The organism is Lysinibacillus sp. 10T31 (assembly GCF_056394365.1).
The window spans coordinates 1-14,029 of the sequence record NZ_JBFTHS010000013.1 but is presented as its reverse complement, the minus strand read 5'-3'; the positions used below and the strand labels follow the sequence as shown (position 1 = coordinate 14,029).

Genomic DNA, 14,029 nt, shown 5'->3' with positions numbered 1-14,029 from the left:
CCAAGTAATTGCCCAAATCGTTTTTTGGTTCGCATCTGTAACACGAACTAAATTAGAGCCACCATAGTAATAATTATACGTTGTTGCACCGTCTGTTTTCGATTTTCGTAAGCCATCATCTGGATAGGGGGGGTTCTCAAATCAATAATTGGAAAAACATCACTTCATTATACATAAAAAAGGTTCTCTCGATGCATATCTCTGGTGTACCGAACGACAATAAAAGAATCCAATTATTAACATTTTTATAGTTTACAACAAAAAATAATCCTGAAGTACCTTATAATCTATTAGAATTCCTTTATCTGATTCTAGTAAAAACATACATATTTCTACGAATTCATGTTCAGACAATCCTGCTAAAAATAGCAGGTGCTTTTGTGAGACACCCCTCACAGTACCACCAATTTTTTCCGCTACTTCTAAAGCAATCTTTTTTGAAATAAATAAACCAATAGTTTTCCCCTTAACACAACTATAATTTCCTGTCAGTTCCCCATTTCTTTCTTCCATTATAGTCCAAAATGGTTCACCTACCGAATTTTCATTTGGTAAAAGAACTTCCAGTTTTTTTACCATTACTTTTGATAATAGTGGGAGTTCTCCACCTGATAATAATTCAATATCATAATGTCGTGCATATTCTATTGCTCCGGATTGGAACCCATTTCTTGAAACCATTATTCCTATACAATTTCCCAAATCTTCAATTACTGATTTAAAAGATTGAACCTTTCCCTTTTCTACTTTTCCCCTATAATCTTTACACTCAATAATGACCATATGCTTAATATTATTTAGTTCAAATTCATAGAATACATCAATTTGATGATATACACCTGACTTACCTTTTATTTTTATATTTTGCTTTACTTCAATTCTTTTTCCACTTAAATTTGACAATTGTTGATAAACATATGTTACTAAGTCTTCATAAACCTTACCATTATTCTTCAATTTACATACCACCTTAAATTTTAATAAATAATTTATAATAAGTAGCTCTACATCTTACATCATTTTTCATATTTCGCTCTTTACGGCTCATTTTTAGACATTAATTCACCTTTCTAACTCTTGAATAGCCTTTAAGTTATTATTTTTATCCCTCAATCTATTACATGTGAGTTTTTTTATCAAATCAGAGTATAAATTAAACTCCGTTCCAGGCATTGTGGATAATGATTTGTATTTTTTTCAAAAGAAGTTTATCTTCAAGATACTAAATGTACTCATCCCTATTTTTATTAATCACTTTTCTTCTTCAATAAAATAACAATCAATCACTTGAACTACTTCTCGTTCCATAATTTTATTAAACCGTTTGGTATCAATTTCTAATAAATAATCCAAAACTTCATTTCTATTAAGCTGTTCTGAATCAATTTGTTTGGCGATTTCAAGCGCAGTTGAACGATTAAAGCCTATTCCAATTAATGAAATAACAGTCTTGCTGGAAGCACCTAGCTCTAACCATAACTTTAGCATGTCTGTATCATCTGAATCTGAAACGCTTGAGTTATTTTGTTCTCTTACCAAATTCAAAATATCTTTATAACATGAAACATACTTTATAAATTTAAACCTAGCAAATTCTTCAATATCCTTAAAAGTCTCCCTAATTACTTTTTGTGGGTTTCTACCACCATTTCTATCCCAGTATTGCTGACTTTTAGAGATTAAATAATTTAGCGGCATCCCCTTCATCCAATCAGTTACCAAAAATGCTAAATACCTAGCTCTATTCTCATGGTCGAAGGGAATAACTTTTTGAATAATACGGATGATAAGTGCATATCTATCTGGTGCATTAGAGAGTGCAGGGTTAATAGGTTCCAATTTATCCAATTTATCAAGATGCTTTTGGAAAAAATTTTTTAACTTTTGTTGTGCCAAGGGACTAACTCCATTATTCTTAAAAAGTATTTCATCTGGAACATCTATATCCTTCATCATTATTTCTAATGAACTTTCTAAGACCTTAATTTGATCCTCATCAATCAATTCTAATAAACTTTTAGTAATCAACGATTGATTATTACTATAAATTTTTAATAAATATGAAATAGTATGTTCAAAATCCAAATTGTACATTTCTTCTTCGAAAGCATCTATTGACATATATTCTACTATTTCATCGAATTTTTCTTTAATAATTTTTTTTGTGTAAAATTCGATTTTATACTTCTTTCTCACCTCAGGAGGATTATTCCAAACTGAAGGATTATTAGTATCAATGCACACTATATTCCCTTGGAATTCCAACCCCTGTCTCCCTGCACGACCTGCTAGATTCCAAAACTCCACCTCTGATAATGGAGTAGTATTACCTTTTTTAGGTGTTCTCACAAAAATAGTTTTAGCAGGTAAATTCACACCTTCTACAAGAGTTGAAGTACACATAAGGTATTTAATTTTCCCGGCTTTAAATAATCTTTCAATTTCAGATTTTACAATTAAAGGCATATTTCCATAATGATATGCAATACCTTTGGTTATAAGTTTACATAGACTATACCTAGTTGAAACAACCTCTTGAATTAACTTTTTTAATTCAATTATTTCCACATCTAGGGACTCCTCTTCAGGTAACATTTCGTATAATTTATTAGCTGCTTTCTCAGCATCAGAAGGTATCTTTGTATATACTAAATTACCACCAGATTGATCCCCTAAATGTTTCACTATATAAATTAATCTTTCAATTGTATTATTTGGCTTTGCCTCTAGGTTAATTTTACCAATATCATATGTACCACTTTTAAAACAAAGTTTAATTTCCCATTCTCTAGGCTTTCGGAATATTGCATTAACCCATAATAAATTTTGGTTAACAGGTACAAACTCTTTTTGAACTGTACTCATAGATGAAATTTCATAATTAGGTTGTAAGAATACTTCTGGGTTTTCAGTCAAAGGACTTGAAAAAATTACTTTTATATCTTTATTTTCACAGATTAAATCTTCCACTACATTTTGAAGTATTACCCCACGTGACCCATCACTTACTTTTTGTGCTTCATCGACAATTAAGAAATCAATATGAAAATCTCTTTTTTCATTAATAAGCCAATGTAGGCGCTCCTGTGTCAAAATAAAAATCCTTTTACTATATTCTTCCAAAAGTCTATCCATTATTGGCATTGATGTAATAAAAACATTATGAAATTCAGTTGTTCTTAATTTCTTTCTTATATCTGATTCTACTTGGCTAATAAGTGCTCTTGTAGGTACCACATATACAATTGTTGTGTGATCTTTATTTAAAAGTGTTTCTTTAATAATGTTTAATAATATATATGATTTCCCAGCAGAAGTAGGGGCTGAAATTGAAAGTAATTGGCTATTATAATTTTTTTCTAAAACATCATATTGAAATTTATTAATGTTTATAACCTTATTTTCTGTTTCATCCCATAAAGAATACTTTATATTTCTTCGCACAATATCTAATTTAGATAATAAAGGTAATTGGTCTATGTAATTTTTTCCAATATATCCCTTGCTAATTGCTAATTCAATACTGGGATGATTAGTCATTTTTTCTAAAATTAATGCACTTTTAACAAGTAATTCCTCATCATCCTCTTGTTGAATTCCAAACTGTGCAATACGATACGCTACATCTAAATGCTCTGGCATATTTGAATCTGCTAGAATACCTGCACAGTTTAATAAATATGGCAAATCGATAACCTCATTTTGATTTTTAACCTCAAGAAATTGAGCTTGAATAGATAATTTTAATAATGGCTCAAACATCCTTTGGAATCCATTTAAATTATAGATTCTGGTTGCTAGTTGTGTTATGTCAATCACGATTCAATACCTCCAAAAATGCAGACCTAAATTCACTTACAGATGGAAATGGCAAGATGAATACCTCTACAACCATTTTGTTTAAATCTTGATGACCATCGATAGCTGTTTTTAATTTATAAACCCATCCATCAAGATCCTCTAAAATTTCAGATAAAACTTCTTGTTGTTTTTTTATTCTCTGCTCTTTAGGGTACTTAGTATAATCAAAACCTATTAAACATACACCTTTAAATTCTAATGAATTATATGACGGATGGTCAGGATCAAGATAATTGATTAATGCATTGGCAAATGCCTCATCAAATGTAGATAAATTAGAAGTTAATAAATCTAAATCTCTAACTCGATGTGATCCATTAGAAGCTAAAAAAGGTGCTATGCTTTCAAAGCAATTTTTAATCGCTTCACCATGATTTTGATAGAGCTTTGCTTCACCCCAATAAATGTTCAACTTCTGATTTTCAGAATCATATCCTAAGTGAACTCCATCAGCACCATTGTAATGAAGTTGGCTACTAGTTTTAAGTGACATTTTAGCAATAGCTTGAGGTAGCTTTAAAATGCTTTGTGTCATTAGATACAACAAAACCTCGCCAGGTTCTCCTGTTTTACTTACAGTGGTAAACAAAGCACGAGCTTTTTGATGAAGGGCTGCAATATGTTTTGAAGTATTCATTTCTAAATCTTTCATCTGAGCTTTTCTAATTTCTTGTCTAGGAATGGAATAGTCCAATAAATACTCTATTAATACTTTCCCTAAGTCTTCACTTCTAGGATAATCTTGTCCATTAAAATTTATCATGTAGCATCTTGCCGTAGCATATGTGTCTTCTACAATCTTTTCTTTTTCCACTGCACTTATATATGCATCTAGCTCAGTTCCATCACCTCTTAACATTTTAACTAGATATTCTTTTAAATAATCTTCATGAATAGGAATTTCGGATACCATTCAGTGACCTCCTTAAAAAGACCTCATGAATTACTTCAATTGTGTCTTCTGTATAATTTAAATACTTTTTAAATTGGCTTTATCTTAGAAAAATGGCATATACTACAATTGAAAGTACGCTACTGATACCTTCTTTATATTTAAGACGCACTACACTTAATACACAATTTACCTATATAGTAATTATATCCTATAATCGGAATACAAAAAAGTACTAGCATAAATACAACAAATTACAATTCCTCTTATTTAATATTTGTTCAAGAGCTAGCAAGCTTCACATTATTAGAAATTTATGTTAGCTTGTCCTTTCTTATTGCTCTCAATCAATATCTTCCACTAGTTCGTTAATTTGACGAAGCATATTACCTTTTGGCACGACAATATCGTAAATGGCCATATATGGATTTAAGTTGAAAGTCTCTTGGTTTGAAATCATTGGGAACACCACCTGCATTTAGTCTCTCAATTATAAATTGAAAAGGCGAGGTATTCGATGATTGAATCGTCGAATACCTCGTTAAGTGGAACCAGATAAAGTTTTTCAGTGCCCCCGTAAAATACCGAACTCAAGCCAGCCAATTAGCTGCATAATAAAAACTCTAACTTTGAGGGGTCACTACCGCTCCTGGTCTTTATATTTTTTAAAATTTGTAAATGTATTCTCTAATTATAGGATTCAACAACAAAATGATTATCCCTATTACAACAAAAGTTTCAAAAGGTTTGTCTCTTATTACTTTACTTATTTTAACTATCTCCTTTTCAAATATCTTTAATACGATTCCAGTCACCAAGATATGGATCAATAAACTTAAAACTTTCATATATACTTCTCCCCTTCCAAATTTAAAGGAAATAATTCCTTTACCTAATAAAAGAGAAATTTTCAAAGTTTACCCCCTAAAAAATATTAGAATTTTTATATTACTCCGAATTTAATGTTTATATAATTTATTAAATATGGTAATGTTTTATTAAGTTAATATTTAGTTTTTTACCAAAATTAACCAATAACTATTAGAGAGGAGAAATATAATGAAAAAACAAGGTTTAAGGTATCTTATTTTTACATTTACTGTCACAATAGTTATAATGCTTTTGCTGTTACCTACGTCTTCCGCAAATGCAAAGGAAGGTAGTCTGGGTTTTGAAAAAAAAGTATATTATCAGGAGCAAATTTCTGATGAAAAATTAATCGAAATGGCGAAAAACGGTGAATTAATAAATGAAGAAAATATAACAACCAAGTATCATGATGGTGATGTTTCTATTACAGAAGTTAAGAAAATACTATCAGAAGATTACGTAGATGGTGAACTTATTAAACAAGAAGTAATGAGTCTACAAGAGATTGATATTAATCAAAGTGTAATAGAAACACTAGATGAAAATTCACTAAATGAATTAATCATTAATTCCGTAAATGATAATAATATCATGCCTTTAGCTAGTACTGGTGATAAAGGTGTAGAATCTACAGAAGATTCACTAACAGTAAGAATAAACGTAAGAATGTACTATGATATATATACTGCTAATAATAATGATCATTTCAAAATAAATTATGTTACTTATAAACCAACTCTTCTTGATTCGAGATTTTCTTTAACAGGTATATCTTCAAATATAGCCTATTCTGGTTCTGGATATCTTTACAAGAATGGCACTTACACAAAAACTACGTTTGAGAATGCATCAGTTGATTATTCAAATTCTTCAATAACAAGTGGAAGCACATATACTAAAACTACAGGGTTTTCATTCTATGTAAATGCTACAGATTATTCTGGAGGGGGAGTTAACACTACATTGAAATACAAACGAAATTCAGATAGCAAGGCTTTTAGTATAAATACGCCTCCGTTAAAATTTTAAAATCTAAAAAATGCTTGTGCTCGTTTATCGAGTACAAGCATTTTTAATAAACAAATAAATAACTCATTCATAGGAATATCAAAATATCTTAGTTTTTATTGATATTTAATTCAAATTCTTCTACTTTATCATTCCATTCAATTGAAAAGGGGAGAGTCGTTAGTTCGTTAAAATCAAAACTTATATCCCCCGTATCTTTATACACAATAGACTTACCGGTAGGTAATCCATCATCTCTTTTTTCAGAACGACTTATTTCTGTCAGACCAATCTTAAAAGAGTAATTAATCTTATTTACGGCTTTTAAATCGTCAGTATTATTTTTATATTCAATATTCATTGTGTAATTGTATTGATCTGACTGATCTGTTTTTTTAGCAATAAGTGTAGCTTTCCAATTTTCTTTCTCTCCAATGTAAGTAAACGTTTTTACCTCTTTATTACTTTCTTTAGGAGTGTTATTTGAACAACCCACTAAAATACCCAGCACAAGTAATAATATGACCAATTTCTTCATTTAAATCCCTCCTTTACGTATTGTTCTTAGTATATATTCAAATTCTAGATATTTTAGAAAAAAAAACAATGTTTTTATAAATTCTATAATATTTATTAAGAGTTGATGGTATCATAACTTAATGACATGGTATCACCCTCGTAATTAGTTAGATACTTTGCTTTGTAAAAGATTTCACCAGTTTGAATGTTATTTGATGCAGGCGATTCAAAAGCTTTGTAAGGATCTTCAAATCATCTAAAGATGGCTTGGTAACATGGGAGGGGCTCCATTAACTTTTTAATCCACTATGTGATGCACAATGGATCTCTGCGATACTTATGACGACGTACCCTCCCATGTCTCTTAGCGTCATTCGCGCTTACATTCCTTCGTTCGGTCTATTCATAAGGCAGAGGCCTGCTATGCTGCACCGGAGACTCATAGTCTGAGTTTAGTTATTTTGCTGGCTTCTCCGTGTCATCCTTCTTTTATAGTTCAATGAAAGAATTAATTACGCTGCCTCTGCGAGACAGTAGAGGTCATTCATCATATGTTGCTCGTTAAAAAAGACTTTCTTTTTGCATATGCCATGTAATACCTTCAGTAATTTACCACAGAGTATTACCATTGACTGCTTTCCCCTTAAGGGATTATGTTGTCTTGTTGTGTAATATTCATGAAGCTTTTTAAACGCTTCGTTGTGACGAATAAGCGGGACTATAACCTTGAATAGAGTGTTTCTAAGCTTCTTTCGTCCTCGATTAGAGATATGTTTTTGTCCCTTATGTTGACCAGACGAGCTTTCACGTAATGTTAATCCCGCTAGTTTTATAAGTTGGCGTGGATTTTCATAAAGTGAGAAGCTTGGCTTTCGGTAACTGTGGGGCTCTCATTCCCTTTACCTGTCGGTAAAGAAAGACCAGCTCTTCAGCTGTTTTCTCTTTAATATCTTTTGGTAATGGCGTCATTTCTAGTGTTGCAAGTGCCATCTTCCCGAAATTAGGAAAGACTTGAGTAAACTCCGGAAAGTAGCGATCAAGCCAACGAATGATTCGATTTTTAATACTAGCCAAATCCTCCGTCAATGTTGAACGAAGAGTAGAACCAATCCGAAGCTCAGCTTCAATGTCTTTCAGTATACGTGGATAACTTAAACGTCCATCCTTTAATAAGCGAGCGATGACTAGTGCCTCTTTATTATCGTGCTTTGTCGGTAAGTTATCATCGAGTTCTTTTGAACGTCTTACGTGCATTGGATTCACCATGACAAGCGGGATTCGTATTGATCTAAGAAATAGGCTAAGTTCATCCAGTAGTGGCCTGTAGGCTCAATCCCTATTATTACTTCAGTTTTCTTAGCTTCCTTCATCGTTTGAAGAATCTTTTCATACAAGTATTCGAACCCTTCTTTCGATTGATGTACGGCAAAAGCTTTTTCTATTACTCGCCCGCGTTCATCGATAAAGCATGCGTAATGAATACACTTGGCAATATCCATGCCAACAACGAGTGTATTTTCAGTTACTTGATTAATTTTATTATTCCATTTAAAATGCATAAAGGAGTCCTCCTTGTTTGATGATGGGTCAATGGTCGTTGACACTCATGCATCATACTAGAGGGCTCCTTTTCTTTCAAGACCTCGAACATCCTTCAAACAGGAATGCTGCACCGTTAGTTCAATAAAGAAAAAAAGAGCTGCATATGCAACTCAATGATCTTCAAGAAAAGCTCTCCGTTAGCTTAATAACTATTTTTTATTTTTCAAATTCCTCGATTACAATGTTTGGGCAGTTTATTTCGGATAGCAATTCATTTATGTCAGTTATTTCAAAAGGATAAAATACACCTTTCACATTTTTCCGTTGAGCTATTTTTGCTAAAGAAGCAGTTGCCATTGCTGTTGTATGATAATCAGAAAAGGTGGATAGGGCTAATATTTTTACCTTCTCTTTGTTATCGATTACTCCCTTTACCTCAACAGTAAGAAAAGCATTTTCATTTTTATGAGGCTTATGTTTTACTACCTTAGAAAGGAAATCCTTGTACTTATGAACATTTTTTATGAAGCCAACCTGTCTTAAAAAAGATACCAGCTTATTGAAACCATTAACATTCCAAGAAGTCCAATAATTTATATAGTTAATATCCAGCGTTTCTTTTAAGATAGCTTTTTCTGAATGGTTTATACATCTTACCTCTTTTTCTTTAAGGTGATGAAGGAAATCCATTTTTCTTTTATTAGTAAATCCAGATATAACTTTGTTTTCTAACTTTACTGGTTGAGCAATTATATTTAACATATCCAAAATTCCAGATATTCCAGCTTTAGCATTTGTATTTTGTAATAATCCAACATTTATCTCTTTCACTTCTGAAAAATTTGAAATAGCCTTTTTGACCATTAAGCCTGATAATCCAGGGAAAAATCCAGACATTACAACTGAACCTACATCATTATTTTCTGCATCTTCATTAAGCTCGTTAACTCTCTCTACAAAGTCATAATATGGTGTAACATCTAGACATAATATTTTATTTTCTATACATGCTTTTTGAATATATGGATTTTTCTGTTTCAATACTACAACTACAATATCAATATTTTTTATTGCCTGCTTTACATTTTCTTCTTCATTTGCATCTAAATATTGGAATTGAACATCGGTTTTAAAAGAATTCGCTAATTTTTCTCCACGTTCATTTTTATAGTCTGTCACTATTAACCTTATTTGATTATCAAATATTCTTAATAATTCACTACAGACTAATTGACCAAGAACTCCAGATGCCCCAACAACCATAATTTTTTTCATGATTTTTAATGCCTTCTCCCCTGTATACATAACCGACTTTAATATAATTTATTTTAAACTCTACTGCACCGTTAGCACAATAAGAAAAAAGAGCTGTCTAAAACAGCTCTATGCTCTTCAAGGAAAGCACCTTTTAGTGGAATAAGGAATTTAAGATATTTCTTTGATTTTCGTAACATTTCCTAAACAACAATGCCTTCAGGATTGTTGAACTCACACCCACAATGGTTTTCTTTTATGTTTTCCCGAATATGTTCTTAGGAATTTAAATTCGCTTAAAAACCCACCTTATAAACTCCATTTCACCAGACAGGTCTTAATCTCACTGATAATTTGTCTTCGTTTTCTTTATCAATAAATGTTGATAAATCCTCTTTTAGCATTTGCATTCGTTCAGTGCCAATGTATTCAATCCAACGTGCCTCAATCTCAGTTATTATCTTCTCTTTTGCTTTTACTACTAACCATCCTCGTTCGGTCAAGACAATGATTTTCCCTCTCTTATCAGTAGGGTGAGCTTTGCGCATTACATAACCACTTTTTTCAAGATAATCTACTATATTACTCACAGCTTGCTTCGTAATTCCTAAATATTCGGCTAGTTCTATTCCTGTTGCTCCATTGAGAGTGATGTATTTAAACATAAAACCATGTACAGGTTTAATATCCTCGAATCCCAATTCACTCAATCTGTCATGTAGTTCATTAATTGATGTACTAAAAGATAAAGACAAAAGTGATGTAAGATCCAGTTCATTATCTACTTTATTATTCATATTTACCTCCGTTGTATATAGTCAACTTAGTTGACTATATGATAAATCCATTGTACTATGAGTAAAGTAGTCAATCAAGTTGACTATATTCCGATTATAAGACGTAGTATTCATCGAAAAAAATGAAATAAATTATGGAGGTTTCTCATGGTTAACATCGTTAAAATTAGAGGTTGCGTTTTTGCACCATATGCTTGGTTGAAACCTATTAAAGATCCTACTACAGGAAAGCTTTTTGAATATACTGGTGATGCACGTGATTTTACACCATATGTTGTAAACACAATGCGGTCAAGATTAGAGCAAGAAGTGGTTATTGATTTTTACAAAAGGGAAATCTTCACATGTGCAAATGCTTGTATCGTAACTGTAAAAGTTACAAATCCAGATGGATCTGTTGATTTTAAAAAAGGAAAAACAAGTACAGAAAATATTGGATGTACCAATATTGTATGGGACACTGATGAAGTTTCTTTTGAAATGAGGGCAAGTGCAAGTAATCCTTTAAATGCAGCAGCACCTGCGGCTGATTATTTGTTAACTCTAAATGTTAACATAAATGGTGTTACACAAATTAAAGGTACACATGATGGGTTCCCCTGCTATGAATTTTATAAACAAACAGATTTTGGTCCATTTGAAGTAATATATACACATGATTTTAGAAAAACTGGTGACACTCCAACAGCACTAGCTGGAGAAATGGAATATAGTTTTAAAACGACAATTTAGATATATATAATAAGTAGAAGTTTACAAGCTGAAAATATTAAAAGAAAAGCATTATTTATACGAAAAAAATTGCAATCTGTTTTGCTAAATGGATCAATATGATTATCCAAAATAAAAATTGAAAATTATAGAGGTGTATCTCATGAATACTATCGTTAAATTTAGAGCAAGTGCATTTATTCCAATGTCTTGGACTGAGCCCAAGAAAGATACTCAAACAGGGGACGTAATTCAATACGAAGGTGACTCACGTGAATTTACACCATATGCTGTCAACGCTATGCGTTCCAGAGTTGAACAAGAGGTAGTTGTAGATTTTTATAAAAAAGAAATTTTCACATATGCGAATACTGGCATAACAACAGAAAGAATCACAACCCCTGATGGCTCCGTTAATAAAAGATCAGGAAAAGCTAGTACGGAACGTATTTTGTGCACGGATATTGTATGGGGAGAGGATGGCGATGACGTCACATTTAATATGAGTGCTAGTGCTAGCAATCCATTAAATGTATATGCACCTCCCGCTGATTATCTATTAACTGTACATGTTAAAAAAGATGGTACTGGCGATATTTACGGAAAACATGACGGATTCCCTTGTTATGAAATTTATAAGCAGGTAAATTTTGGTCCGTTTGATAAAATTCATACACATGACTTCAGAGAGACTGGTGATACACCTGAAGCTCTAGGTGGAGATATGGAATATAGTTTTAAAAAGATATTGTAAAGATAATAAGAAATCAAAATACCACAACATAAGAGTTAGCAACAGGAGGAAAAAAGAATGACAACAGTTTTATTTGTAAAAGCAAACAATCGCCCCGCAAGCCAAGCGGTGAGTGTGAAATTATATGAGGCATTTTTAGCAAGCTTTAAAGAATCACACCCAAATGATACGGTGGTTGAGCTTGACTTATACAATGAAGAATTGCCATATGTAGGCGTAAATATGATAAACGGAACATTTAAGGTTGGTAGAGGACTAGAATTAACAGCAGAAGAAGCAAAAGCAGTAGCTGTTGCTGATAAATATTTAGACCAGTTCCTTGCTGTTGATAAAGTCGTGTTTGGTTTCCCATTATGGAACTTAACAATTCCAGCTGTACTACACACATATATTGATTATTTAAACCGAGCGGGCAAAACATTTAAATATACGCCAGAAGGCCCAGTAGGTCTTATTAGAGATAAGAAAATTGCAATATTAAACGCTAGTGGCGGAGTATATTCTGAAGGACCAAAAGCTGAACTAGAAATGGCTGTTAAATATGTAGCAAATATGATGAGCTTCTTCGGTGTAAAAGATATAGAGAGAGTAGTGATTGAAGGTCACAATCAATTCCCAGATAAAACAGAAGAAATTATTGCCTCAGGGCTTGAAAAGGCTGTTAAAGTAGCAAGTACGTTCTAATTAACAAAATGCTTTTCAATTGAATATGGCAGGGCTAACGCTTTTATAGCGGTAGTACTGCTTTTTTATTTGTATATCTCAATACTGTATGGTTAGAACTCACTCAATTAAAGCTTACTTTTCTTTCTTTCTTATCTTATTGAACCGATAGTAAGAAAGAATACATAATAATAGAAGTTTATGGACAAAAACCTTATAAATTTGATTTTCTTATTCAACTAACCTGCCCCGTTAGCCATCCATGTAGCGCAAAAACCAGCGCTACACCACAGAAAATGAAAGATGATTACGTTCTTTCATGGGAGTTCTATAACATTTTGTTGAGCTAACACAAACTGTGAATTGAAAAGTTTTCTACTAGAAAAACAGGATTAGAAATCCATTATTTATAATTAGTAAGCCAGTCAATTAATTGATTATAGTTACTGGAGAACATTACATTGCCTTTAGTATTAGACTTTTCAAGATGAATTAGAATATCCCCTTCTTCTAATAAAAAAGCGACTGCAATAGAGTTCTCTAATATATTATTAGAGAATAATTTATCTTTCCACAATTTTTGTACAGAATAATGCTCTGGTGTATAACCTTTACGATTAACTAACAACTTAAACTTTTTGTCTTGTTTAATAAATGAATAGCACGTTTTTTCAAATGAATTAAACCATGTGTTTACATCAGCAAGAGTTATGTAACCTGTCAAATTAGTAATAATAATATCTTCAAAAATTTTTAACATTCAATTAAAAAACACTCCCTTTTTATCATTATAAGCCAAATAATGTAAGAGGGTATACATTTTAATATTGCACAGTTCGAAGACATTACGCTTGTTAAATTAACCTGCACCGTTAGCACAAGAAGCGATTGCTATAATTGAAGAATCGCACTCGTTACTTTAAGTTGTAAGTAACTCTAAATCAACTTGATGAACTAATATTTTATTTTTCCACGCATTCGGTTTTTTCTTTCATACTACGATGTATCATATTAAATAAAATTGAAGCCAAAACCCCTATCGCTAAAAATATTAACCAACACCCGGAAATATGGTTGAATTTATTTAACCAAGCTCCAAGATAGTTTCCTAAAGAACCTCCAAAAGCCCAACAGGCTTGAAACATTCCGAAATACAAA

The 14,029-nt window shown here is 31.8% G+C and carries 12 protein-coding genes and 3 pseudogenes; 4 read left to right on the top strand and 11 right to left on the bottom strand.

The window, feature by feature from the left end; translation table 11 throughout:
• Positions 1-252: 252 nt before the first annotated feature.
• From AC1DCY_RS09385 to AC1DCY_RS09370, 4 genes are all read right to left on the bottom strand, one after another.
• Positions 253-957, bottom strand: a complete 705-nt coding sequence (locus AC1DCY_RS09385) for a restriction endonuclease (RefSeq protein WP_477349484.1) — start codon at positions 955-957, stop codon at positions 253-255.
• Positions 958-1,251: 294 nt separating this feature from the next.
• Positions 1,252-3,819 (bottom strand): DEAD/DEAH box helicase, encoded by a 2,568-nt coding sequence (locus AC1DCY_RS09380; RefSeq protein WP_477349482.1) that lies wholly within the window; start codon positions 3,817-3,819, stop codon positions 1,252-1,254.
• On the bottom strand, positions 3,812-4,774 hold the full coding sequence (locus tag AC1DCY_RS09375) for a HamA C-terminal domain-containing protein (RefSeq protein ID WP_477349480.1): 963 nt from the start codon (positions 4,772-4,774) through the stop codon (positions 3,812-3,814). The genes AC1DCY_RS09380 and AC1DCY_RS09375 overlap by 8 nt, the downstream gene beginning before the upstream one ends.
• A gap of 644 nt (positions 4,775-5,418) precedes the next feature.
• Positions 5,419-5,667 carry a hypothetical protein gene (locus AC1DCY_RS09370; protein WP_477349478.1) on the bottom strand — a complete coding sequence of 83 codons (249 nt, stop codon included), beginning with the start codon at positions 5,665-5,667 and terminating at the stop codon, positions 5,419-5,421.
• 145 nt (positions 5,668-5,812) lie between these two features.
• Between AC1DCY_RS09370 and AC1DCY_RS09365 the strand changes: the two genes are divergently transcribed.
• Positions 5,813-6,652 (top strand): hypothetical protein, encoded by an 840-nt coding sequence (locus AC1DCY_RS09365; RefSeq protein WP_477349476.1) that lies wholly within the window; start codon positions 5,813-5,815, stop codon positions 6,650-6,652.
• 88 nt (positions 6,653-6,740) lie between these two features.
• Here the strand turns inward: AC1DCY_RS09365 and AC1DCY_RS09360 are convergent, their stop codons facing one another.
• The 5 genes and pseudogenes from AC1DCY_RS09360 to AC1DCY_RS09340 all read right to left on the bottom strand — a co-directional run bounded on the left by AC1DCY_RS09360 (position 6,741) and on the right by AC1DCY_RS09340 (position 10,743).
• Positions 6,741-7,169: a hypothetical protein gene (locus AC1DCY_RS09360; RefSeq protein WP_477349474.1), complete on the bottom strand. Its 429-nt coding sequence runs from the start codon at positions 7,167-7,169 to the stop codon at positions 6,741-6,743.
• Positions 7,170-7,662: 493 nt separating this feature from the next.
• Positions 7,663-8,709 (bottom strand): annotated as a pseudogene (locus tag AC1DCY_RS09355) (IS110 family transposase).
• A 199-nt stretch (positions 8,710-8,908) separates the two neighbouring features.
• On the bottom strand, positions 8,909-9,967 hold the full coding sequence (locus AC1DCY_RS09350) for a saccharopine dehydrogenase family protein (protein ID WP_477349472.1): 1,059 nt from the start codon (positions 9,965-9,967) through the stop codon (positions 8,909-8,911).
• Positions 9,968-10,117: 150 nt separating this feature from the next.
• A pseudogene (locus tag AC1DCY_RS09345) lies at positions 10,118-10,224 on the bottom strand (bacterioferritin-associated ferredoxin); the annotation flags it as partial.
• 45 nt (positions 10,225-10,269) lie between these two features.
• Positions 10,270-10,743 carry a MarR family winged helix-turn-helix transcriptional regulator gene (locus AC1DCY_RS09340; protein ID WP_477349470.1) on the bottom strand — a complete coding sequence of 158 codons (474 nt, stop codon included), beginning with the start codon at positions 10,741-10,743 and terminating at the stop codon, positions 10,270-10,272.
• Positions 10,744-10,890: 147 nt separating this feature from the next.
• Between AC1DCY_RS09340 and AC1DCY_RS09335 the strand changes: the two genes are divergently transcribed.
• The 3 genes from AC1DCY_RS09335 to AC1DCY_RS09325 all read left to right on the top strand — a co-directional run bounded on the left by AC1DCY_RS09335 (position 10,891) and on the right by AC1DCY_RS09325 (position 12,892).
• Positions 10,891-11,475: a DUF3238 domain-containing protein gene (locus AC1DCY_RS09335; protein ID WP_477349468.1), complete on the top strand. Its 585-nt coding sequence runs from the start codon at positions 10,891-10,893 to the stop codon at positions 11,473-11,475.
• Between the two features lie 142 nt (positions 11,476-11,617).
• Entirely contained in the window at positions 11,618-12,208 is a 591-nt protein-coding gene (locus AC1DCY_RS09330; RefSeq protein WP_477349466.1) for a DUF3238 domain-containing protein, read from the top strand.
• Between the two features lie 57 nt (positions 12,209-12,265).
• On the top strand, positions 12,266-12,892 hold the full coding sequence (locus AC1DCY_RS09325) for an FMN-dependent NADH-azoreductase (protein WP_477349464.1): 627 nt from the start codon (positions 12,266-12,268) through the stop codon (positions 12,890-12,892).
• Positions 12,893-13,274: 382 nt separating this feature from the next.
• Here AC1DCY_RS09325 and AC1DCY_RS09320 read toward each other — a convergent pair whose 3' ends face one another.
• A complete protein-coding gene (locus tag AC1DCY_RS09320) occupies positions 13,275-13,631 on the bottom strand; it encodes an STAS/SEC14 domain-containing protein (RefSeq protein WP_477349461.1) in 357 nt (118 codons plus the stop codon).
• Positions 13,632-13,833: 202 nt separating this feature from the next.
• Positions 13,834-14,029: pseudogene (locus AC1DCY_RS09315) on the bottom strand (MFS transporter); the annotation flags it as partial.

Bases quoted from the DNA above. Each gene is read 5' to 3' on its own strand.
- AC1DCY_RS09335 (WP_477349468.1), top strand. From the start codon at position 10,891: ATGGTTAACATCGTTAAAATTAGAGGTTGCGTTTTTGCACCATATGCT.
- AC1DCY_RS09320 (WP_477349461.1), bottom strand. From the start codon at position 13,631: ATGTTAAAAATTTTTGAAGATATTATTATTACTAATTTGACAGGTTAC.
- AC1DCY_RS09325 (WP_477349464.1), top strand. From the start codon at position 12,266: ATGACAACAGTTTTATTTGTAAAAGCAAACAATCGCCCCGCAAGCCAA.
- AC1DCY_RS09350 (WP_477349472.1), bottom strand. From the start codon at position 9,967: ATGAAAAAAATTATGGTTGTTGGGGCATCTGGAGTTCTTGGTCAATTA.
- AC1DCY_RS09340 (WP_477349470.1), bottom strand. From the start codon at position 10,743: ATGAATAATAAAGTAGATAATGAACTGGATCTTACATCACTTTTGTCT.
- AC1DCY_RS09365 (WP_477349476.1), top strand. From the start codon at position 5,813: ATGAAAAAACAAGGTTTAAGGTATCTTATTTTTACATTTACTGTCACA.
- AC1DCY_RS09375 (WP_477349480.1), bottom strand. From the start codon at position 4,774: ATGGTATCCGAAATTCCTATTCATGAAGATTATTTAAAAGAATATCTA.
- AC1DCY_RS09330 (WP_477349466.1), top strand. From the start codon at position 11,618: ATGAATACTATCGTTAAATTTAGAGCAAGTGCATTTATTCCAATGTCT.
- AC1DCY_RS09360 (WP_477349474.1), bottom strand. From the start codon at position 7,169: ATGAAGAAATTGGTCATATTATTACTTGTGCTGGGTATTTTAGTGGGT.